Origin of the sequence: Vibrio jasicida 090810c (genome assembly GCF_002887615.1) — a bacterium.
Lineage (GTDB): Bacteria > Pseudomonadota > Gammaproteobacteria > Enterobacterales > Vibrionaceae > Vibrio > Vibrio jasicida.
In genome coordinates this window covers 1,106,469-1,131,630 of the sequence record NZ_CP025793.1, presented here as the reverse complement: position 1 = coordinate 1,131,630, position 25,162 = coordinate 1,106,469, and the positions used below count along the sequence as shown (strand labels likewise).

The window sequence follows — 25,162 nt, the reverse complement described above, 5'->3', positions numbered from 1 at the left end:
GGAAATCGATAATAATAAATTGTTTCAATAATAAAAAGTGAAAATAACCATATATCAAGAACAGAATAAAGTTAATAAAACTATCCATTTAGTCATATTAACTAAGAATTAATTCAGTATGACAAACCAAGATAATCAACCGTAAATATTCCCACTAATTTTGTCATTAAAATCACCAACAAACGCTAGGCAAAATATCTTGATAAAAAAAGAGTGTTATCACTTTTAGTATAATAGCCGCTACCTCTTTTCCTCTAAAGAATAAAATGGCTATGATAAATATAAACCTTTCTTCATTAATTCAGCGTCTCCACCCTATTGCAAAAGTGGCATTAGAAGACGCAGCTGCACTTGCAGTTTCTGAAAAAGCAACCGAAGTTCAAATCGAGCATTATTTACTGAGTCTATTAGAAAGGCCAAATAGTGATTTTGACGTCTTATTAAGTCATTTTGATTGTTCTGAGAACTTGCTAAGACAATCGATTCGATCCACCCTCGACACCAACGCCAAGGGAAATGGCAGCAAACCTGTTTTTTCTGCTTTATTAATCGAATGGTTACAAGAAAGTTGGCTGGTTTCTTCTTTAGATCTATCCGAAACACAAATCCGCTCTGGCGCCCTACTCCTTACTCTTGTTAGCAATCCTCTACGTTACGGCCAACACGGTTACGCCTCTATCCTTGAAACCGTAAACCCTGACAGCCTTAAGCGTAATTTTGCAGAGCTAACAAGCCACTCTATTGAGGCGCAAGTCGCGACTTCCGAGAAAACGCAAGCTCGTGAAGATGGTTCAGCACTGAGCAAGTTCACGACCGACTTTACGGGTAAAGCACGCAAAGGCGAAATCGATCCTGTTTTCTGCCGTGACCAAGAAATCCGCCAAATCGTAGACATTCTTGCTCGTCGACGTAAAAACAACCCTATTGCTGTTGGTGAGCCGGGCGTTGGTAAAACAGCAGTAGTAGAAGGCTTAGCACTTAAGATTGTACAAGGTGACGTACCAGACAACCTCAAAGGTGTTGAGCTTTACGGCCTAGACATGGGGCTTCTACAAGCTGGCGCAAGCGTAAAAGGTGAATTCGAAAAACGCCTAAACGCGGTATTGGATGAAGTGAAAAACTCGCCAACCCCTATCATTCTTTTCATTGATGAAGCGCACACCCTTGTTGGTGGTGGTAACCAAGCGGGCGGCAGCGACGCTGCAAACTTGTTAAAACCTGCCCTAGCACGCGGTGAAGTGAAAACCATCGCAGCGACAACATGGTCGGAATACAAGAAGTACTTCGAGAAAGATCCTGCCCTTGCACGTCGTTTCCAATTGGTGAAACTCGACGAACCGTCTCCTGAGCAAGCAGCATTGATCATTCGTGGTCTTCGCCCTGCATACGAGAAGTCACACAATGTTTACGTGCGTGATGACGCCATCACTGCTGCGGCAGCGCTTTCTGCGCGTTACATCTCTGGCCGTCAACTGCCAGATAAAGCGATCGATGTGCTAGATACGGCGTGTGCACGAGTGAACATCAGCCTGAATGCTATTCCTGCTTCTGTTGAGACCCTTCAGCAAGAACTTGCAGCTCAACAGCGCGAGCTTGAAGCACTTGAGCGTGATGCTCTGCAGCAAACTGGCGACAAGCACAGCCTTGCTAATATTCCAGACCTAAAACTGGCAATGGAAACAACGAAAGAAGAGCTAGCAGAACAAGAAACGCAATGGCAAAAAGAAAAAGAGCAGATCCAAGAGATGATTGCTCTACGCTCTCGCTTGCATGAACTGGTCTTTGGCGAAACAAATGAAGAAGAGCTTGTTGCAGATGAAGAATCAGAACAAGAGCAAGACGTTTCTCCATATGCAGAGATGGATGAAGAAGCAGTTCGCATTGCAATTTCGGCCTGCCAAGAGCAGTTAGATGCAATCCGCAATGGCAACCCATTGGTTCACTTTGAAGTGGGTCCAGATGAAGTCAGCCACGTCATCTCGGACTGGACCGGAATTCCAATGGGTAAGATGCTTCAAGACGAAGCAGAAACCACGCTAAAACTGAAAGAAAGCCTAACACAAAGCATCAAAGGCCAAGAATACGCTATCGATGCACTGTCTGAAGGCATTCAAACCGCAAAAGCAGGATTAGGCAACCCAGATGCACCGACAGGCGTATTCCTGCTGGTTGGCCCAAGTGGTGTAGGTAAAACCGAAACTGCTCGTGCGATCGCTGATCAAATGTTTGGTGGTGAGCGGTTTATGACGACCATCAACATGTCTGAGTTCCAAGAGAAGCACACGGTATCTCGCCTAATTGGTTCCCCTCCGGGTTACGTAGGTTACGGTGAAGGCGGCATGCTGACAGAAGCGGTACGTCAACGTCCATATTCTGTTGTACTTCTTGATGAAGTTGAAAAAGCCGATCCAGAAGTGCTGAACCTGTTCTACCAAGTGTTCGACAAAGGTACGCTGAACGACGGCGAAGGTCGCACCATCGACTTCAAGAACACGCTGATCATCATGACCAGTAACCTTGCGACGCACGAGATTGAATCTTTGGTTCATCAATCCAAAGACATCGATGCAAACATCATCGCAGAAGCTATCCGCCCGACTTTGAACCAACACTTCAAACCGGCGCTGTTGGCGCGTATGTCTGTGCTTCCATTTGTTCCGCTGTCTGATGAAGCAATGACAGAAATTATTCACCACAAGTTGAACAAAGTTTCTCAGCGTCTACAGAGCCATCACAAGTTATCTCTGAGCTACGAAGAAAGCTTGGTTGAATTCGTACTAGGTAACTGTCGCCTTGCTGAAACGGGCGCACGTAACATCGACGCGGTTATCAACCGTCAGTTACTTCCTCAGCTCTCGACACAGCTATTGGTGCATGACAAGGATGATTCACATACGCAAATCGAAGTGTCTGTCGATGAGCAAGGAACACTAACCTATGCGTTCATCTAACCATAGCGAACTTAGCAACGCCCTACTTGCGATCAGCCAGTCTTTGGCTGATCGCAGCCAGCTTACCCAAACCTTGGATGCTGTGTTGACCGCTGCGAGACAAATGACCCTCGCAAAACACGGCATCATTTATGTTTTGGACCAGACTGGTCAGGCGTTGATTCCAAGTACCGCTCACCATAACGATAAAACGATTGTTTCCCACCCTTGGGAGGCATTGCAGATTGATTCCGCTAGTGAGAACGACCCATTTAACTTTGCCATTCGCAATGGTGAAGTGGTATTGATTAACGAGTTGTATAAGTACAACGGTTATGACTGTGACAGCATCTATCAAACTGAGCAGACGCTAGGGCTAAAAAGCGAGAACTTACTGGCTTGGCCTTTAATTGATAGCGAAAGTAAGACCATTGGACTCTTGGTCTTGCTCGATTTAAGTGTTATCGACAATGAGGCGGCATTGACTGAGTTTTGTCGCATGGCCGCAAGTAATATTCGCCAAGCCGTTTGGTTAGAGCAATATGGGCAAGTGATTAAAAGCCTCAGTGCCGATAATCAAGCCCTCGTCCGCGAGAACACTCAGCTCAAAAAGCGTACCCAAAAAACCTATCAGGGCCCTATTGCCGAAAGCGAAGAAATGCTCAATGTCTTGAATCGTCTTGATAAGGTGCTATCTCTTCCTGTCGACGTTCTGTTGCGTGGTGAAACTGGGGCCGGTAAAGAGGTAATCGCGAAATACATTCACGAAAACTCTAACCGAGCAGAACAGCCTTTGATCGTTCAAAACTGTGCGGCTATTCCAGAGCAGCTATTGGAATCTGAGCTTTTTGGGCATAAGAAAGGTTCATTTACGGGCGCAGACAAAGACAAAGTCGGCCTGTTTGAAGCAGCCAACGGCGGCACGCTATTCCTAGATGAGATTGGCGATATGCCAATGCTACTGCAGGCAAAATTGCTGCGTGTGCTGCAAGAACGTAAGGTTCGCCCTGTCGGTGCCAGTAAAGAGATTGAAGTCGACGTGCGCGTAATCGCCGCAACCCACTGTAATCTTATGCAGCAGATCAAAGATGGGGGGTTCCGTGCTGACTTGTTCTATCGCTTGAATGTATTCCCGATTACGCTGCCTCCCTTGAGAGAACGTGAGTCAGACATTATTCCTCTTGCAGAACATTTCGTGCAGCACACGACCAAGACCTTGGGCTTACCGCAAGCGCCGGGGTTAAGTGCCAACGTGCGTAAACAGCTTCTTGCGTACTCTTATCCGGGTAACGTACGTGAGCTGAAAAACATCATCGAGCGCTCAGTACTACTGTCCAATTTTGAAACCATCACTCACATCGAGTTTGGTGAACAAATCCCAGAAGACACGCCAAGTGTTGAGGTAAAATCGGCATCACCTGCCCCAGAACAACCTGCCTACGAACCAGCACAAGCGGATTTAGAACACGCGGCAATCGGCCTAAAGGACGTTGTCAGCCAATACGAACGCACAGTGATCATCGATTGCTTAAATGCCTGTAATTGGCACACTAAGAAAGCCGCCGAGCAATTGGCGCTCCCAATGAGTACCCTCAACCATAAGATGAAGAAATACGATATTTCTGCAGCTGGTTAAGCGAGAAGCGAGAAGCGAGAAGCGAGAAAACCTTACTTCAATTTCCATTGATAAGAAAAGAAAAACCGCCCGAAGGCGGTTTTTTTTGTATCCAAGTACTAATTCTCTACCCAGCTATCAATCATATCGATCCTCGCTTCGAGCAAGCTATCAAAATGGTCGTTGTAACTCATCCACTTCTGAAGGTTGATATGTGGTTTAAATTTAATTTCCTTAGAATGATCAGCATACTCAAGGTCTGTTTTGAGCTTATTAAGCTGTTTAGCAGCCTCAACTTCGTCTTCTTTGTACTTGAGTTTGATCCAGTTACTTGGAATTCTAGTCACACCACTATCGACCATGTGCATTCCATCACCTTTCTCTAAATCTAGTCCTGCTCCAAACGGAGCATTGACTTGTATACCAAAGTTGATGCCTTTCCTTGAACTGCTTGGTGCAATCATCGGCCTTAAGCCATTTACTTTGTGACCAAATAGATTGATATAAGAAAGCTCTTCCACACTGGCAAACAAAGTGGTTTCTTCCTCCCTTGCACCACTCCATGTCGACAGTGCTATATGTTCTAAACTTTCTGAATTCATCTTAACCAGATCTTCTTGAAGATCAGATAGTGACTTAGGCATTTTTTCGATTTCAGATCTTTCAAAGATAAAAGAGTCACCCACCTTTTTCACTGTTCCGAGTCGTGCGACTGCTTTAAAATCTGTCACTGGACATAGGTTTGAGCCAGGCCATAAGTTTGGATCATAAGAAAATTGAACGTGAATTGGGATTAGGTTTTTGTCAAAACCTTGCTCCTCTAAATTATAAGGATCACACGGTTTTGAGCGAATCAGAAGAGTTGCCGTCGTTTCTTTATTCCAGTCAAACGCAGTAACTTTACCACTCATGCGCTTATCAGCTTTTAGGAGAGGGTCATCCCCATCTTTCTTAGCAGAGGCGTATTTTAAGCCACTTTGCCCTAAGTAAAGGCTCACTTTTGCCCCATCAAAAACCTGTGGATATCGTACTTTCTTACCCTCAGGTGGCGTTAAAAATGTCTTCTCATAGAAGAGACCATCGCCAAAAATAGCGCCGCTAAAGTTGATAAAGTCTTTTGTTAACTCATATTGACGAGATGGTGACAACGTTACGTTAAATTGGTCGATGGTTCTCTCTTTGCTATCTGTCGAACCAAACGAGCACAGCACATTGACACGCTTTTCTGTCTTACTTTGACCTGGCACTTTTAGCTCAAAAAAGTAGCTCAGGAATTTGAAACCACCCGAGACGGTCGAGCTAGCAGCTGTATCAAAGAGACTCTTCAATGCAACATCATCGTAGTTAGCAACTGGTCGAATACCAAATACACGTGTAGTACCAAAGAAATAACTTGGCTGAATAATGACGCCAAGCTTCTTCGCATTATTGTCATCGCCAAAAATCACTTTTCTCTCTTGTTCAGAAAAGTTCACAGGTGTTAACTCTGATACATATTCTATGTGAGTAGAGGCAACACAATCACTCCACTTCCAGTTTCCTTCATTTGAACTATGTGAGATGACATCAAGACAAATCGGCAGCTGACCAATAACGTTGCTGTTATCTTCGCTCCCAACCCCATCTTTTACCAGCGCTACGACCTTAACATTGTCATAGGGTGTCAGCATTGCACCGTTCTCTCGATAATATTGCTCAAACGGCACCCAATCATCATATTTTGGAACTGAATCATTACTTTTATAAGGACGACGAACAAAGACTTCAACTCTCTCGAAGATACTGTCATCTAATCCTGTTGGTGGTTTATCCCCTAGTAATGCTTCGAAATGGCTGTCGTCTTGACTTGCTCTGTAATGAATTGGGAAGTAATGGTTATATCGCTGAGCTTTCTCAGTCACCAAGTCGGTCAAATCATCGGATGAATAATGTCGATAAACATTAACACCTTGAGCGTATATTTTGGCAACCGAAGCGCTACCAATTTGGTTGTATGATTGACTGTAGCCATTTTTCTCCATCCAAACTTCATCTAAGTGTTCAGCACCCAGCAGTGAGATATCAACACTCCAATCATCATTGAGGATGAACTCATCAATATAGCCCAGCACATCGAGGTCACTGAACTGATTGATTTTAGGACCACTCAGCACATCAGCGTCACTTAATATCCCGCCACCGCTAAAAGCAGGATTCGCATTGACAGCGTGAAAGCTCTTAATCAAGCGAATCAAACCATTCAACGCAATCATTCGCTTCATATACGATTTTAAGTACACTCGTGTCGCATTGGGGATATCTGGCTGTGCTAAAAATTGGTTAAACGCCATAAGATCTTGATGACGGATGGCATCAACCTGCTTAACGCATTTTTGATATTCAGTGTTTGGCTTTAAGAGGTCCATAATGGCAGTAGCAAGCTTTACACCTTCCACCCCAGCGGCAATAACTTTTGCTGGCGGGAAGGCCATGGCCGCCCCACCAATTAATGCATTCAAACCGGATTGGATAAACTCCAGCATCGCCTGATCTTCGTTCATGTCCTTGGCAATTTTTATCTTTGCCGCCTTTTCAACATTCATAAGGCCTGCGCGACACGGCGGATATTCCACAGAACGGCTAAACGCGAGATAGATTTCAACCCGACGGTTTTTTACTCGCTCTTCAATCGTACGGTTGGTATTACCAGGTAACGAAACTGCATACCCTTTTGCAACAATTTTGAACAAAGGGGACCAAACGCTTCGAGCGTCCGGAGACATCGCATCAAGGATTGCCTCTTTGACAGAAACAGCACGCTTTTCCGAAAGAGCCAAGTTGTAGGCTTCTGACCCCATATTACAGGTATGGCCTGTTATGACAATTTCGAAAGGGTTACTGATTAACGCCTGTAACTGCTCAGCGATTCTTTTGTGCACACTACCTTTTTCAGTGACTTGGTAAGAATCGAACTCAAAAAATGTCATGTTCAACCGAAGTAACACGTCTTCTACACGCTGGTCTAGTGAAACACTGCCTTCTTCTACAAACAAATCTGGCATTTCATTTCTTAGTTGATTGACAGCATTTTGATACTTCTCTTCCGTTCCCTGAAAAGCTTGTGCTTTATCTGCCTGTACAGAAGCGGTTGTTGCCATGTATTCCTGTATTTTAGATAGTAAGTCTCCGTGTGCTGAGCCTTGAGCTGCTTGACTTCCGCTCCAATTGGCATAGCTATTGACGGCATCGTAACCCAGCTCCGCAATAGTTAGCGGTTTATCTAACATGTCTAACACGTTCGTTCCGATCCGCCCTGCGCCAGTAAGGTATGGCAAAATGGAAGCGCTCCATAACGGAGAGACTCTATCCATCTGCGCATGAAACTTCTGACTAAACCACACTATTTGTGCATTAATGCGGCCATTCATAAAGTGAGCAGATTGGGTCACTTCGTTCGGATAGTAATCATTTAGGTCCTTTACCGCTTTGATGAAAGCTGTAGACGCTTGTGTTACACCTAGTGTCTTTGTTGCTACTAGGGCAACTTCCCTAAATTCGATTTTTTCACTTTCTTTGAAAAGCTCTGTAGCTGATGCCGCAAATTTACTTAACGTCACCCAACTGATGCCATCTTTTAACACACCGGAGGTGGTCTCCAAACTGCCTTTTACCGTTTGAAACGTCGCCCACGTTGAGTTTGGTAAACTGGTTTTGGTCTCCTTTCGTTCAATCAGTTTTTCCGGACTGTCGTAAGGGAATGCTTCTAAATCGGCGTTCAAATGAGGGAAGAATTGCGGGGCATGATTAATCAAGGCCTCTTCAACGGAGATAGGATCACCATTAACAACAGCAGTGCGACCAGCGGTTGTGTGAATATCCAAAGCAAGGGCATTTTCTTTTAGACTGTAACTTTTTGGTATACCTTTCGCATCAAGAATAGTTGCGACCTGTTTTCCATTGTCTTCATCGATTTTCTTCGAGAAATCTACATTTATTCGAAGTGACGTATTTTGACTACTCAGCGATAAAACACTTTCCGAATTAAGCCAAAACGTCGCGACATACATGGACTCTTTTTGGGTAGCTTTACCGTCTGTAGAATATTCATAAGAGACATCTTTAACCGTCGATGTAGGTAAAAAACCACTATCCTCTTTTTTAGAGCCTTGAATATTAATACCTTTTGGTAAATCGGCTAATGTCACTTCAGCGCCAATAAAGTCCACTGAAGAAAAGACAACCTGAATTGTATAAAACTGCGGAACTTCAACTACGTGTATCTGTTTAGAGTGGCTCTTATTGTACCACTCTGCGTAGTTATTAAAGAAACCACTGCTTTTGTCAAATTGGTCCGAGGGGGGAGCTAGGCAATCTTGCTCGACACTAACGCGCTTAACGCTTAGATCGGTCACACAAGCAGGTTGCCCTTTTTCATCTTTTATCTCCTTAAGATCTTTGTAAGACAACAGGTTGTATAGTTTAGTTAACCAAGGCTCCTGATCTTTACTTTCTTGGGCCGCATTCGCCATCTGGCTTAATGGCACCAAATAGCTTGGGAAAAACAGCACATCTTGCACAGCGCCCTTGTTAATCGCGGCTTCCACACACCCCTTTGCCAAAGGAGCCCTAAGTAACTCAGCGCCTATCTGATCAGCATTGAATTCGCGAGCCGCTAAAATATTAAGCTTACCCAACTCATCACTAACCGCGATCGGATTTTTACTGCTGGTAGATATCTGTTTGTTAGTAGTACTGTGGTCTGCAACAAACTCCTGTTTAACTTCCAAGCTAGGAATGACCAATGTTTCATGGGCTAATGGGAAAAAGCGCCCAACGGGTTTGCCATCCCTGTCATGCAATCTCCCCATTAGATAAAGGCCCGGAATATCGTAACGTTTTACCATTTCTTAACCCCCATATATTCTCTAACTTGATCCATATCTTTAAACAGCGCTTTCATATCGTAAAACTGGGCACAACTCTTAAAACCAGCCCGACTGCGGGCACAGTGTCGACGTAACTCTTCTGTAACGTCTGGTAAAAGTTCATCAAATTGCGCTTTGGTAGGGATAGGAGGCATAAAAGGACGCAAATCCATATTCTCAAAGTCTTCGTAAATATCCGCCGGTATGTAAAAGTTGATTCGATTTAATTTCTTGTAGTCAAACTCGCCACTACCGATTTTTAACGCGTAGTAATAGCTCAAACCATCAAACATCCCAACTTCTTCAGGTTGCTTTAATCTCACCAATCGATTTCCGTACGCTCTGGCGTACCACTTACCGCGTTGAAGGGGATACCTCTCAGGAGAGTCTTCTAGCTTTTCATTGGGAGTTTGAAACGAAAATAGTTCATATGGTTTTTGGTCACCACACATCATATAGCTATATATCGGACCGCGTGTATAACCCTCTTGACATTGATCTGCTACATACTTTTCTTGATTGATAAACGTCATTTCTGGAAAGCTAAATACCAGCTGTTTTACTTTTCCTCGTTCACCGCGCCCATCTCTTTTTGCAACGCTATAAATAAACCGCCTGTTCAGTTGATCGATAATAAAAGCGACGCCATCTTTTGATGGGTTCCAGACTTCGCCATTAACCTCGAGCTCCCCTTCAAATATATGCTTAGGTTTTTTGGTTTTTAAATCAAGAAAGTATGGATTTCTATCTTGGAAATTTAAATAGTAATATTTACTGCTATCAAGGGTAAATGTCCCTGAGTGGCATGCATCCATTTTCGCCAGAATTTCTCTATCTTTAAGATCGTAAACCATACAATGTCGGCTACCAAAAGATGAATAATTGAACGCTAAGTATCGCCCGTCGGCGGTGCGCTGCGTGTTGCCCCCTACAGGTAGTTCGCCTACATCACCTCGACTCAATAATAGGCGTACATCACTACCATCTAAGTTCATGGTGTACATGGTAGAGTCGGAGCCATAGTTGAACATTACTTGGGGTTGAGTGTGCTTTGCATTCCACTCTTCTCTGGGTACACCTTCAAGGGTTTCTATGTCGATTTGCCATCCCCGAATTTTTGAAATCGTATCCCTTTGATTGCTATACGATGTAGATTGTACTATTCCGCGAAGGTTTGAGATGTAATTCTTATCCATTGAAGGCTTGCTTTGCCAATGCACAACACCAGCCCCAGCTACTAAGACAGCAACAATGGTGCTGCCTATTATGATTTTTTTCATATTTCGCTTATTCTTTTGATTATTTGATAAACCGAGGTTTAGCGTACTACCCCCGACGTTTCAATTTAATTGGCGTTGATAAGTTCTAGCATCATGTCTAGTGTTTTCCTTTGACGCTCTCTTTCTTCATTAACTTCATCAGGCACTCGCTGTTCTTCGTGCTTAGAAATCATCGGTAATTTTGGTGGTTCTGCGGTGATCTCTTGGTATGTCAGCCCTTCAAACATCATCACCGCGCTGTCTTGCCCCCAAGGTGCGAAAGCACAAGTGTAAACTTTCCTTTGGGAGGCATACCTGTCACTAAGGCACTGATATAACCATCCTTACTGGTTAACTCAAAGGGCTCGGTCACTCGCCAGTCACTTTCAGAATCTTCCATAATGGCAACTAAGCCGTCATACGAAGCCAACGAGTAAGGGTCTAGCTGTTCTACCAATGGGCCATCTACCAAGCCAACTTCCAAGCGGACGAGAAAACCACTGTTTTTTCCATCCACATAAGCAATAACCGTATTACTCTGGTCGTAACTACGAACGATGGCTTGTTGGTCACTCAGCCATGGCATGTCGTCTTCGGTCACTTTGTGGATGGCTGCGCTGTCTACATCGGAGGTGAATTCTTTTGCACTGAATGACTGTGCGTCACTGTAACTGCTTAATTCATCTAATGGCGTGCTGGATTTCTCTAGCAAAGCAGCATCCGATTCTAATGCCTCAATTTGAGCAAAGCGCTTTTGCTTTGGTGAGAAAATGATCTTGATTCCATTTTCTCCCTGTTGGACTTCACCTGATATTTTGTAAGGTGCCCAGAAATGCGCCATGGCAAAACCGCTTGCGCTTCTTTGTATTACCTGAGGTGTGTCTTTTTTCTTTTCTTCTTGCTCTAGCGTGCGGTAATACTCGACGTCAACATCTTGGTAGTAACCTTTCTCGTTTATCGCCATCTCTCGCCAAAGCTTCCCTTTCCAAAACACATAAAGGAAACCACCACGCAGGTCAGAAGCTTTTGCTTTGTCGTTGCTGCCATCTAAATAGGCCAAAGGTCTCACCGGCACCAACACGTTATCCCACTCATCCATCTGAGTTTCTTTATCAACGGGTTGCAGGTCTTCGGCGAGTTTAAGCAAAATTGGCTGAGGCTGGTCGGTACAAGGGATTTTGATATAAAGCGTTTTGCCTTCAGCATCCAGATCTTTAAACGTAGCAAGGCTGCGGTGTTTGTTCTCGGTATCGGCCTTGCCTACAGTCACTTTTTCTTTTTGAGCGTCGGTTTTACCCAACATCAAACATGCTGCATTGCTAGACCACTGCCCTGCAAACTCAACAACGATTTTTTGATCTGGGCTCGGCTCAGAAGGTACATGCGTGTAACTACGAACTAGAGCAACATCGTCAGTAACCTGCTTGTAACCCGCTTTAAAAACTTTGCTTTCATTCGAAGCTGATACAGAGTCAACAAGCGATTTAAGTCTAGGGAAGCTTTGTAACTGAGAGTCCGTTAATGGCGACCTACGAGCAAAGGAAGATAATGAGACCCAACTGCCTTTCCCAAGTTCGGATCTAATCGCTGCTAGTAATCCGCTGGTCGTTTTTTTAGAAGAAAGAGAAATCTTTTGCGCAAACTCTTTAGGGAGGTTTCTAAGGATGTCATCTGAATTTCGCAAACGCGAAAGCTGCCCTATACACTCGTCTGGTGTAAGAACATAAGATAGCTCGCTGGAGGAAAGCTTCGAGCTAGGTATAAATTTGCAAACTAAATGCATTTGAATTCTCCACAACCAACATCGTAAATATGGTTGCGGTGACATTTAAGCTGATAAGGCTTACAAGTACGATTTGGTGCGCTAATGCTACTAATTTAATTTATAATATTCAATCACATAGAAAAATCAAAAAATAAGCTAAAAGCCACACAAAAGACACATTCGCTAGCAAATAAGTCACTTTAACTACAGATAAAGACAAAGAAACTAGACATTGAAATCAAAAAGAAGGATTAAAATAAAAGGAATTTTTTTATTTTTGGGCAGAAGTTAACAGTTTCTATTGGGCAAATGACACCTCTGAGAGAGATTCTGAAGGAATGACCTTCCTCAGCAACAACTGATAATGAATTGCTACTGAGGAAGTATGAATAAAAAGGTGAGCGCGTGTCACACTCACAAAAAAGCGCAACTACTTTGAAGCAATGCTAGGCTGGTGTCGCTTCATCACAGTCACAAAACGTCAGGTAGTTCACACTACCTAATGCAGAACTCTATACTTGGGGTATAGCATTGCGTGTAACTATATAATATTAAGACATATTCTCAACGTGGCATATTCACCACAGCATCTTTCAAATAACCATCACAATCACACTAACCGCTCCCAAAAACAAAATTGGCATAGGCATTCTAGATGTTTCACCTTGTATAAAGCCCGCTAAGTCATTTGTCGCAATTATTAGAAAAAGCCAATCGTTTGACTTAGATCACTTAATACCAAGTAAAAAGAAAGCGAGCTTAATGCTCGCTTTCTTTTAGGCTGCTTTCTGGGAGGGAAACTCCGCGGAATATCTTTCCCAATAATCTGGAACAACAAGCGCTGTAGTACTAGAGTAATTGAATGTCGTATTCACCTCATCAGCGGTCGCAGAGAGTGAATTGGTACCATTTGCATAAACGGCTATTTCTCCATCTTTTAAAGTAGACAAATCAAGATCAACGGTCCATGTGCCATCAAGTGACACTGTTGCACTGCCTAGAACTTCCAAGCTATCGGTATCAACCGCTTTAAGTGCTATTGTGTCCCCCGTCTCGAAACGAGTAGTTATGCCATTGACAGTTACTGTTGTATTTCCCGATACATCACCGGTGGTTCCGATCGTGATCGTTGGGGTAATTGGCATCGAGTGGCTACTGTCTTCTGCGCCTGTGTTGCCCGATAGGTCTTGGTAGTCTTTCACCACCAAGCCTACGGTCAATCCTGACGTGGCAGGCACGACAACGTCACCAGTCCAGACTTTCGCATCCCCTGTCTTGGTCAGCGTGACGGCGGAACCACCCAGCTCTGCACTCGCTGCTTGCAGCGCTTTATCAAACTCCAGTGTGACCGCGACACTTTGCCCTTCCAACTGGTGTGTTGGGTTAAAGGTCGCGCTGGTCAAGGTTGGCAATGCCTGCGATAGCGTTAAGGTGCTCGTTTCTGTGACCTCGACGTTGGATGCGTTAGTCCCCGTCACCACTACGGTGTAGGTGCCATTTGTCTCACCACTGATGTCCATTGCGTTGCTCGCCCAAGCACCGCCGTTTTGCACTGTGGCATTACTGCTCGCAATAGCCGTTTCACTTCCTTGCGCTCTGATTTCTACGCTCACGGTTTGGCCATCAAAGCGTGTTGACGTCCCCGCAATCTGCAATGAGGCCGCATTGCTACCATCCACATTGCCTACTGGCGTGATCGCTAAGGTTGGGGTAATTGGCATCGAGTGGTTGCTGTCTTCTGCGCCTGTGTTACCCGACAGGTCTTGGTAGTCTTTGACCACCAAGCCTACGTTCAGCTCTGACGTTGCTGGCACGACAACGTCACCCGTCCAGACTTTCGCATCCCCTGTCTTGGTCAGCGTGACGGCGGAACCACCCAACTCAGCACTCGCTGCTTGAAGCGCTTTATCAAACTCCAGTGTGACCGCGACGCTTTGCCCTTCCAACTGGTGCGTTGGATTAAAGGTCGCGCTGGTCAAGGTTGGCAATGCCTGCGATAGCGTGAACGTCGTCGTTTGTGTCGCCTCGACATTCGATGCGTTGGTCCCCGTCACCACCACGTTGTAGGTGCCATTTGTCTCACCACTGATGTCCATCACGTTGCTCGTCCAAGCCCCGCCGCTTTGCACCGTGGCATTGCTGCTCACGATAGCCGTTTCACTGCCTTGCGCTTTGATTTCTACGCTCACCGTTTGGCCATCAAAGCGTGTTGACGTCCCCGCAATCTGCAATGAAGCCGCATTGCTACCATCCACATTGCCTACTGGCGTGATCGCCAAGGTTGGGGTGATTGGCAATTCATATGACGTATTATCCTCGCCCACATTACCTACTAGGTCTTTATATTGACTCACCACTAGGCCAACACCGAGTTCTGGTACGTCTGGGACATTAACGGTTCCGGTCCAAACTTTCTTATCAGCAGGATCAGACGTTAGCGAAGTAACATTGTTCGTTCCCAATGTTGCCGTGGCCTCTTGCAACTCTTTGTCAAACTCTAGCTTAACGTCTACTGCCTTTCCGATTTCTTGATGCAGAGGATCAAACGTTACTTTAGTAAGCGTAGGTAACACACCTTCTACCCCCAGAATCAAACTATCCCCTTTTCCGGGGATATTGTTGATGCTCTTATAGCTTCCATCATCGACCCGTATGGTTATGTCTTTATTTTCTCTTTCTGGTGTTATGTATGTGACTGTCCAAGTTATGTTGTCAGTGGTACTCCAAGATAAAGGTTTTAACTCACCGCCATTATTCTCATCTAACTTTACGTCTGAAATATCGAATTCTGTGACTTCTTCAGTAAAAGTAAACGTAAGCGGGACTTCGACGCCACCAGCCAAAGGTGTGCTTGCAGTCGTCGATATTGTTAGCTCAGGGACTGTTGCTGCTTCTACTTTGTATGTTGTCGTTTTTTCCGTTTGATTGCTGACTGCATCAGACGCGATTACTTTTATCGTGTAATCTCCTGGCGATAACAAGTAGTGGAACACATAAGGGTCGCCATCGTTAGTAGGTTCCGTGATTGACTGTGGCCCTACTGCTAGACCTGAGCCGTTGTCAGCCGTTGATGTTACCGAACTTAAGTTTTTATCAGTCACATCAGCAGTTACATCCAACTTATATTTATCATCCGTCGGCGTCATAGAAACTTGATCCGCAGTGATACCAGTGATGACCGGTAACTCATGATCAACAACGGATTCGATACCTTTGGCATCATAGGTCTTATTAAAAAGCTTAAAGTCTGTAACAGCACGTCCCATTGAGTCAGTGACTGTCAGTTTGTACATGTATTCAGCTTGGTCATCAATTGCAAAATCCATGGTACCAGTCGCGCTTGACAACACGATATTGCCGTTGAAGTTAAGCGGGTCTCCGGTAGTTGGCACCATATCAATGGAATATCGAGTTGCCTTGACATGCTCCCCCTCTGTAGACGTAATCGTGAACGATTGACTTTCTTTAGTGAATGCTAGCTTGCCTCCCAGCAAGCTAGTCATGTCATTAAATGAGAGAGTAATAGTCGGCGCTGTCAGATCGATATCGAGAGTCTGGTTTTCGGTCCAACCCACTTTATCCGTAGCTTGGATGCTAACTCGAAGCTGACTTAACCCTTCTAATTCAGTTTTCGCAAGTTCAAAATAGAGATGTGAGTTATCCACATCTGCCTCTTTGTTGAAAACATGACTCGGGTTCGTTGTTGTATATTTGACAGTAGCGATACCGCTGCCTTCATCTCTGATAGAAAACAGAAATCTAACCAAACTAGGGTCTGTAGGTGATTCACTGACAGTAACATCGCTATCAATTATTGGTTTGCTGTTATCAACCATCACGTCAACTTCGGCTTTACTTGAATACTCCCATACATCAAACGCTTGAATGGACGGCCTGATCGGCTGACCATCTAAAGTGTCACTAAGAGGCGCTTTAAACGTAGAGCATGAGAAGTCATCTCCGCACTTATTAAATCGTGAGAAATTATCAGGGTTATCTTTTAAGCTGTATGGCTGCCCTTCCACTGTAGCAATTACATTTTCTAGGGTTGAATTAGCCCCAACCTTCACTTTGAAGTCCATTGAAAGTTCTGAACCTCGGATAATACTATCCTTTTTTGGGCTCGTGATTTCGATCAGAACTCCTTCTGGCGGTAACAACAACTCCAACGCGTAATCTGACGCCGCATTACCTGCTACATCAGAAAGATTCTTGATGGTAAATAGATATTTTGATTCCGTTGCCGAAAGAAAATCTGAGAAAAGCTCAGTATAAGTGCACGTAGTGAGATCTGCGCTAGTAATACAACTTTTCGGCTCAAACCGTTTGTTTAGGCTGTTTCTTACCAGTACAGGACGCTTAGTTAGATCAGTATTCACTCCGGATAAATCATCCTTAAAGCTCAGAGTGATACTTAAGATTTTGTTTCCATCAGCATCGAAACCAACATTGTTGCTACCAAGCTGGTAAGTACCTCCCGACTGGTGATCTTCATCATCAGGAACGGTTGGCGCATCGATATCCATCATGCTAAAGCTAAATTTGCTAACCGTCTCTTTATCGTTCTGACCAACAGTTCTGGTGATTAGAACAACAGGGTTTACGGACATATTCACATCTGTCGTTACATCGCACTTGTAATTTTCTTGCGGATTGCTGATCACACCAGAATACGCATTACTTGAGCCATCATCAGGGACTTCGGTCGACGTATAGTTTTCTCTGACCCAACATTCAAGAGTTTTCGCCTTAACGACACCAACTGGATTAAAGACTACACTCAGAGTTTTTCCAGAAATATGAGCTTGGAAGTTCTCAGGTTGAGCAACTGATAGCACCACCCCTTCACGTTGAACGTTTATGGTTTCGGATCTTTCAGTTACTGGGCGATCTCCGGTGTTGTATAAAACATTGTTGTACACTTTAAATTTCAACTCGTAGCTACCGTCATTAGAAAGCTCGGCAGAAGTTAGCCTGCCTTTCCATTTTCCAGACTCCTCTTCGCTGAATTGTATACTGTTTGTTGTATCACCGTACTTATAAGTAGCTTCTACTTGAGGAATGCCACTTGCGTCTTCAGCATCGATGGTAATGATCACCGGATCATTACGTGTAATTAATCCATTTGTAATCTCTGTCCCATCTTCATAAGAAAACGACACACTCTTTATGGTAGGCAGCTTATTTTGAACCTTAATTTCAAAGTCTATTTCCGTGGTATTTCCACGAACATCAGCACCCTTCAGTCTTATAGTTCTAGTGGAGCTATCACCGTCATTTTGTCCACCTAAGTTGACCTTCATATCCTCTTCGACTTGAGTATCGGGATTAGAAGGTGTGTCGATAAAACTATTGAATTTCAGGGTATCTTTGTTCACCCCTTCAGTAGATGGCGCACCTGTTTCATTCAAGTCTTGAGCATAAAGAGTAAAGACATAATCACCGCGATAGTAACTTTCAGGCTTAAACCCATTCAGTTGTAAGTCAGGTCCTTCCCGATCCAAGATTATGCTTCTTGCCTCTGTATCGGAATAAAAGCCATATTCATCTATCGCTTTAACAAATAGATCAGCTCTATTGTTCTCATCGATCGTAATATTGCCACTTTGAGTACTATTGATCTCAATATCGAAAGGCTGAGCAGGGTCTTTAGGTTCAATTGAACGTATCGCTTCACTGCTTCCAACCTGCCAAATTTCTACATTGCTCACTTTTGAATCATCTTTCACAGAGGTTAAGCTAACTTTAAAGTTCGGACCTAACACTCCACTCTTGCCAGAGTTGCTATCAACCACCCAAGGAGTAGCAAGCTCAATCTCAGGGCCTTTATTATCTACTTGAAAAATGAACTCACCAGTTGCTTCCGCTTTAGGATACGCGCTGTCAATCGCCTTGACATAGAACGTATTTGTCTCTTCATATTTAAATGCGTCAGCAACTAGACGTACCTCTACATTCGGTTGGGTACCAAATAGATAGGGCTCTTCACTTTCAACTGGTTCAGTTTCATAATGCTGCAACGTAAAACGCTTACCAAACTGAGTTTTCATGTCCACTTGTACTTCACTCAACGGACTTAACTCACCGGCGTCAATATCAGGAACCCACGCTGAGTTTCCTCCCAACCGTTGGTCAATTACCCCACCGTTTACTGCAGGTGCTTCCGAGTCAATTAGTACGTCGAATTTAGGCACATTCACGGTTTGCTGGTTAACTAGGTTTCCTAGGTTATCTTCAGCATTAACATTGACTTTCCAGTTACCATCGCCAGGATAGATAACTTTGCCTTGGCTCTCACAAAGTACTCCTGTACAAAGTTTTACAACAAATGCATCTTGTTGATTGCTAGCGAACTGCTCGCTCGAGTATTCAACGGTCGCGTTGTTCGAATAGTTCACAAATGACAAGCTTCTTTTGTCTAATTGGTCACCAACTACATCTTCGACTTTGAAGGTTAACTCATGCACAGAGTTCGCGTTCAGGTAAACATCTTCCCCTATAGGGTTTTTATCTGGACCTATAGGCGGTATGTAACTCGCCTCGGGATAGTCATTGTCCACATACAAACGCTCAACAAGAGGCTCGGCCTCAGTATATCCATTACCTTTGGTATCGAATGCCGTTGTCTCCAATGCAAACTCGATGATATCGGTGAGATCTGTTGATTCTGTATTTAAGGTAAAGAAGTACTCTTTTCTAAATTTATCGCTATCGCCAGATTCTTGTGGTTTAAGTTCCAATGGAATAGCAGTATTAGGGTCACCCATGGCATACCACATACTTTGGAATTTCGGGGCTTGCTCACCTTCCTCTACAACCCCAGATGGATCTTCTAACACTACTCTAGATACCACTTCACCCGCGACATAGCGCTTGTTGCCAACCATTGTTTCTCGGCCAGTCTCTATTGTTAACGTTTGTTTTGGAGGATAAATATCAATACTGCCGCCACCACTATCAAAGATATTGTCTTCGCCAAGTTTAGGATTAGCCGTAGAAATATCATCGGCATAAAGTTGAGCAATATTATCTGGGATGCCGTATTTTTCAGTCATGATATCGTAGTAAGACTGAGCAAGGTCTTTGCGGTAGGTATCAGAGTCGAACTCGTAATCATCCAATTTGATTTGATTCCCACCAGCGCCAATTCCGTTTGCTTTACCATCGTAGCTAAGATCGTCATAAATAGCGGAAGCGAAATCAGAAGAGTTATTGCGAGGTGTGTCCTGAGCTAAGTCATCAATTGCTTCAACAAGGAAACGATGCAGGTAGTCGTTAGATAGATCGCTAGGAATTGGCTCCTTCAGCATCTCGTTTGTAGCGTAAGCCGTAACAGTTGGATCGAATCCGAAGAATGAATCATTACCGCCCGCTAAAGCGTATTTCACATCCGTAAGAATTTGCGAGGCGCGTTCTGATGTTTTGTCACCAGCTTCTACCTGATTCCAACGATAATCAAACAAACCTGTCTGGTAAGTGGCAAGCTCGGTCACGTAATACGTATTCGAGCCGTCAAGTTCAAAATATGCGCCGATATTGGCATTGTTTAGATTAACGCTCGCTTTGGCGCCTGCATCATCTTTCCATTGATAGTAGTGAGGGTCCGTCCCTTCTACACCAATTAAACGTACTCGCATGAATTGATAATTGACAACGTCCGTCGTGGCTTCACACGAAGCAACATCAAGCGCGCTAGTTTGATCACTTTCTGGCTGCTGAATGGTGGTACAACTTGCTAGAGAGGTGAATTCACCATTTGGGTTCAAACCTTCTAATTGCACTCGTGCACCAATGAAAGGGGTCACAACCGTCATCGTAGGTAGGTCAAAACTGCTTCGGAAATAAACTTCCTGGGTCGCACTTTCGTTGTCGGACTCGTCGATGGTTTGAATCACCAGTTTTTGACTGGCGTTTTCTGAAACGTTTTTAAAACCATCACCAAGTACCTCTTTTACGAAAGGGACGTAGTAAATAACTTCATCGACTCTGCCTTCGCTATCTAAAATAGTTTCGTGAGGAATACTCGCACTGATAGTGTCCGTCGAGGCCAAGGTTTGTGTTGTGTTTTGAAATGCGTAGTTGTTGTCATTGTTTTGGCTTACGTAGTACTTCACGACTAGTTTAAGCTTGTCGGCACTTGAGCCCAAAACAGTATCAGAGTTCACATCGGAAACTCGAACTCGTACGTAAGGGATCTTATTCTGTTTTAACAGGTTAACGTTAAAGTTCGCGAAATCAACGCCATCAATTGATTTCAGGCCAGAAGCAGCATAGACATAATCGATCTTCAAGTAGTCTCGGCTCGACTGCACGTTGTCTGAAGTATAGGTATCTTGCGTGTAAACCCCTTCGTACGTAGACCGTTCTCCATCTAGACTGACATTGACGTAATTCATCGATGTCCCTTCAGGGTAAGTAATGATTTGAGCAGGGGCTTGATCGTCACGGCTTACTGCATGCTGGTATTCACCGACGTTGTCTTTGGTATCGGTCGCCTTGATATCGAACGTAGTCGTAGATAAGAAATCGTCTGTCGAATACGGTTCGTTAAACTCACAAGCGCTGCCCGACTCTGCCGTCACAGGAGAACAAGACACATCTTTCGGTAGCCCGCTTTTAAATGAAACGCTGACCGACTTAATGTCTTGAGACGCTTCTTTTACTATGCCTTTTAATACGTACTCTTGAAGTTCATTGTTGATAGCGCTTGCAGAAGTAACAGAGATGACTGGTGCATCATTATCCCACTCAAAATTAACGTAATGACCTGAATTGCTACCAGGAACAAGTTCATTGCCTAAAACGTCTGCCGTGTAAAACACCAAACGAGCAGCAGTCACATTAGAAAGGCCAGTGTCTGAGTCAACCTCAACGGCATCAATTGCTTTTGTATCGACACTTACTTTGATGTTTGTTTCTCGAACACCGACTTCAAATCCGCTTGCATCAACCGAACAAAACTCACTGCCAGAAGTCTGTTGATCGTTACATTTGAATTCGCCTGACCAAGCACCATGTAATTGATATTCCACATAAGCAGAAACAGATTGAACACCGATATCGTCATTAAGTCTAATATCTACGCTATCTGTTCTTGCTAATACATCACTATCGGTGCGAGTTATGGTTGGTGGTGTTGTATCGATTTCGGTTTCATCGCGTGGTGGAATAACACCATCGGTCGTACCATGACTTCCCAAGTCATTAATTTTTTGACTAAAAGCAACGTAATCATCAGCATCCGTCCCTGAGATATTAAGCTCTGGGTCGTTCACTACAATCAAAACGTGTTGAGAAAGATCTTGAGTGTAAACGTCGCTGGTAATTCTCTGCTGACCAAACGTAAGCGGCGTCACTGCACCTGTCGAGTCACTGATTTCTAAGCCGTCTAGAAGACCATCAGCGATGACATCACGAAATTGAATGTCAGCAAAATGCATTGAAGTATAGACGTTGTCCTCAGACTGGCCATATCTTTGAATCAGGTCATAAGAATATGAAGAGTATGCTGTTAACAAAGCTCCGTACTGGTGACCAGGTGTAGCAAAACTACTTTGGCCGCCTTTCGTTATATCAATTGGAGTGGTTTCATTGACGTTAAACCCGTACATACCATTGATACTATCTATAGCTTCAGAGACCGCATCCGAGCCAGACTCCCCATCGGAAATCTTATACTTAGCTAAACCAGAAACGATATTAGTCAGTGGTGTGAGCATTAACTTTTGGTCACTGCCTTCACTAAAGTTCACCACCCCTTCTAACCGCAGGGTTTTATTAGCACTAGAAGATACAATTTCTTTTGTGAGAGGATCGGTGTAGCTACCTTGCTGCGCGACAACATACAAAGGCATCGAAGAGGATTCGAATTCAAGCTTATAATCACCAAAGGCATCAGAAGTCGTACCCGCAAGCAATCTGCCGACTTTTCCATCCTTGTATTCAAACACCTCGATCTTGGCACCGTTGACTGGAGCGTCAAAAACGTTACCTGAGATGCTTCCTGTATTCCTAGCTGGCGGTGTATTGTCACCACCATCCCCACCACCACATGCACTCAATAAAAGTGAAGCAGCCATGAGACCTAACGTTGGTTTTAGTGTATTTTTAGTGAACATAGTAATTTGGCAGAGTCTATTTTGCCGAGATTATATTATTGTCTGGAATTTTCTCAACGTGACAAAATAACCATAAAATCAAACATAAACGCTAAGAAAATAGGCAGTTTTAAACCTCTTTAGCAGCGCTACTTCACATCTATCGTTATTTAATTAGTAAAAACACAGGAATTAGCTATAACGGCGTGTAAGATTTTATTTTAAATATTATACTCCCCTCAATTTTTCGGCTCTAAGCACAGTTTTATTTTAATGACAAGTTTAATATTAAGACAACATGCGCAAAACTTTGCTCTACCCCTTGTTATCATTGCGCTCGCGATCATTACGGGTGTGTCAGTTACCCATCAATTACTCTCCCCCAGGAATGAGATTCAAGCCATTGTTCCTAAAGTAGTAATTCACAGCAACATTCGCCAAATATACAAAACTAACTTTCGTCGCACGACCATTAAAACGGGCCGCATTGATTACTCGTTTGTAACATCTCTGATAAACGCTGGATTATCTAAAAAAGAAATAAAATCACTACTGAAATTAATTGAAAACGAATTTGACATTATTGGCTCCGTTCGAAAAGGCGATAAATTCTCAATAAAAACCCGAACTAATAGGTATAACGAAAAATACATTAGTTCTTTTTACTATTCCGGTAGTAAAAGAGACTTTTTCGTTATTAGTGATGGCAACAACAACGCATACGATGAATATGGCAATAAGTTAATACGAAAGCCTTATTACTCATTTCCACTAGCGAAAAAGCACCAAGTTAGCTCTGGTTTCGATTTAAAACGAAAACACCCAGTCACTGGATTGATTGCCCCACACTTGGGCACCGATTACGCAGTCCCAATTGGTACACCGATACAGAGTATTGCGGACGGTGTTGTTGTTAAATCACGGTATAACCGCTTTGCGGGCAACTACATTAATATTCGTCACACCAACGGCTCAATGTCTCGTTATCTACATCTATCTAGTAGCGACGTTCGTGTGGGTGACAATGTCACTAAAGGACAAACCATTGGCCGAACAGGTAATACGGGAAGAACAACCGGTCCACACCTGCATTTAGAGCTAATCGTTGATGGTGTTCCTGTTGATTATGCTCGTCGAATCAGAACCAACCCTGCTCCCCCCGTAGACATGCAAATGATGTTGGCGGCAAGAAAAGAGCGTGTAGAGCTCATTAAAGAGTTACATAAATACGCCTCTTAATATCGTTTTGGTTTCTTTTTTCAGTTCATCGCAACACAGAACTTGGCTAGTGAATACCTAAAATCTCGTCACTGTCTGTGAGCTTCGATTCGAAAGTGACCAAATCGGAGCGCCAGCAGTGTTTAAGTCGTTAAATATCTTCCTGTCACTCTTGCTCTAACATTTCCGCTCCCCCAATAAAGTGTTAAGATCATCACATGCTCGCTGTAGTGGTAACGAGTGGTGATAATTAGCCCCACTCCCTTAACATCTTCATACGTGATGTAAATAAGACGAATAACCCACCAGCATAACCATGAAACAATAAGGCGATTTTTCAGATGGTTAACAACTCTATCCAGTGGTTTCCGGGCCACATGCATAAAGCCCAAAAAGAGATTGCAGAAGCAATCCCTCAAATAGATGTCATTATTGAAGTGCTTGATGCTCGTATCCCTTTTAGTAGTGAAAACCCTATGATCGCGGAGCTCAAGGGAGATAAGCCAGTAGTAAAAGTGCTGAACAAACGTGATCTCGCGGATCCAGAGTTAACCCAAGTTTGGATTGACCATTTCGAGAAAGAACACAACGTAAAAGCGATTGCCATTACTACCTCTCAACAGCCCGAAGTCCAAAAAATTATGGAGTTAGTACGTAAGCTTGCTCCACATCGCGAAGAAATCGGCAAAAACATCCGCACCATGATCATGGGTATCCCCAACGTTGGGAAGTCGACCATTATCAATGCTTTGGCGGGTCGAACTATCGCAGTAACAGGCAACCAACCGGCGGTTACACGTCGTCAGCAACGTATTAACCTTCAAAATGGTATCGTTCTTTCTGACACCCCGGGGATCCTGTGGCCAAAAGTAGAAAACCCACACAGTGGTTTCCGTCTGGCAGCAACTGGCGCAGTAAAAGACACGGCAATGGAATATGATGAAGTCGCCTTCTATACCGTTGAATACTTAGCCGCTCATTACCCTGAACGACTAAAAGAGCGCTACCAAATTGAAGAGCTTCCTGAGTCTGATATCGAAATAATGGAAGAGATTGGGCGTCGTCGCGGTGCTTTACGTGCGGGTGGACGTGTAGACCTTCACAAAGTATCTGAAATCCTTCTTCACGAGCTGCGTCAAGGCACTCTAGGTCAAATCACTCTAGAGCTTCCAGAAATGATTACTCAAGAGCTAATCGAAGTAGAAATCGAAACCGCGCGTAAAGAAGAAGAAAAAGCCAAGCGTAAAGAAGAGCGTCGCAAGCGTTACCTTCGTAACAAACGCTAACCAACACTTGTTCAATACTCATCATTTTGAAGGCGCGTATTTATCGCGCCTTTTTTGCATCAAAAATATATTCTTCTTTTCGTAAAAG

8 protein-coding genes and 1 pseudogene are annotated in these 25,162 nt (G+C 43.9%); 4 read left to right on the top strand and 5 right to left on the bottom strand.

The genetic code is table 11. The features are described from left to right. The first annotated feature begins 272 nt into the window (after positions 1-272). Positions 273-2,951, top strand: coding sequence for a type VI secretion system ATPase TssH (gene tssH / locus C1S73_RS22575; RefSeq protein WP_038868106.1), 2,679 nt, complete (start codon positions 273-275; stop codon positions 2,949-2,951). Next, the gene (locus C1S73_RS22570) at positions 2,938-4,566 is read left to right on the top strand and encodes a sigma-54-dependent Fis family transcriptional regulator (protein ID WP_038867847.1); all 1,629 of its coding nucleotides are present in this window, start codon (positions 2,938-2,940) and stop codon (positions 4,564-4,566) included. Before tssH ends, C1S73_RS22570 begins: the two co-directional genes overlap by 14 nt. Positions 4,567-4,664: 98 nt before the next feature. Here the strand turns inward: C1S73_RS22570 and C1S73_RS22565 are convergent, their stop codons facing one another. From C1S73_RS22565 to C1S73_RS22550, 5 genes and pseudogenes are all read right to left on the bottom strand, one after another. After that, positions 4,665-9,428, bottom strand: coding sequence for an OmpA family protein (locus C1S73_RS22565; RefSeq protein ID WP_227740526.1), 4,764 nt, complete (start codon positions 9,426-9,428; stop codon positions 4,665-4,667). Beyond that, complete coding sequence (locus C1S73_RS22560; protein ID WP_038867849.1) at positions 9,422-10,729, bottom strand: TolB family protein; 1,308 nt, start codon at positions 10,727-10,729, stop codon at positions 9,422-9,424. The genes C1S73_RS22565 and C1S73_RS22560 overlap by 7 nt, the downstream gene beginning before the upstream one ends. A 65-nt stretch (positions 10,730-10,794) precedes the next feature. Next, positions 10,795-10,962, bottom strand: coding sequence for a hypothetical protein (locus tag C1S73_RS28315; RefSeq protein WP_425275239.1), 168 nt, complete (start codon positions 10,960-10,962; stop codon positions 10,795-10,797). A 218-nt stretch (positions 10,963-11,180) separates the two neighbouring features. Further along, positions 11,181-12,491: pseudogene (locus C1S73_RS22555) on the bottom strand (hypothetical protein); the annotation flags it as partial. A gap of 758 nt (positions 12,492-13,249) precedes the next feature. After that, a complete protein-coding gene (locus tag C1S73_RS22550) occupies positions 13,250-22,552 on the bottom strand; it encodes a tandem large repeat (RefSeq protein WP_227740527.1) in 9,303 nt (3,100 codons plus the stop codon). 291 nt (positions 22,553-22,843) lie between these two features. On the opposite strand from C1S73_RS22550, the gene C1S73_RS22545 reads away from it, so the two are divergent. Both C1S73_RS22545 and ylqF read left to right on the top strand, forming a co-directional pair. Further along, a complete protein-coding gene (locus C1S73_RS22545) occupies positions 22,844-23,809 on the top strand; it encodes a peptidoglycan DD-metalloendopeptidase family protein (RefSeq protein WP_038867855.1) in 966 nt (321 codons plus the stop codon). A 320-nt stretch (positions 23,810-24,129) separates the two neighbouring features. Further along, complete coding sequence (ylqF, locus tag C1S73_RS22540) at positions 24,130-25,074, top strand: ribosome biogenesis GTPase YlqF (RefSeq protein ID WP_038867858.1); 945 nt, start codon at positions 24,130-24,132, stop codon at positions 25,072-25,074. The last annotated feature ends 88 nt before the right edge of the window (positions 25,075-25,162 follow it).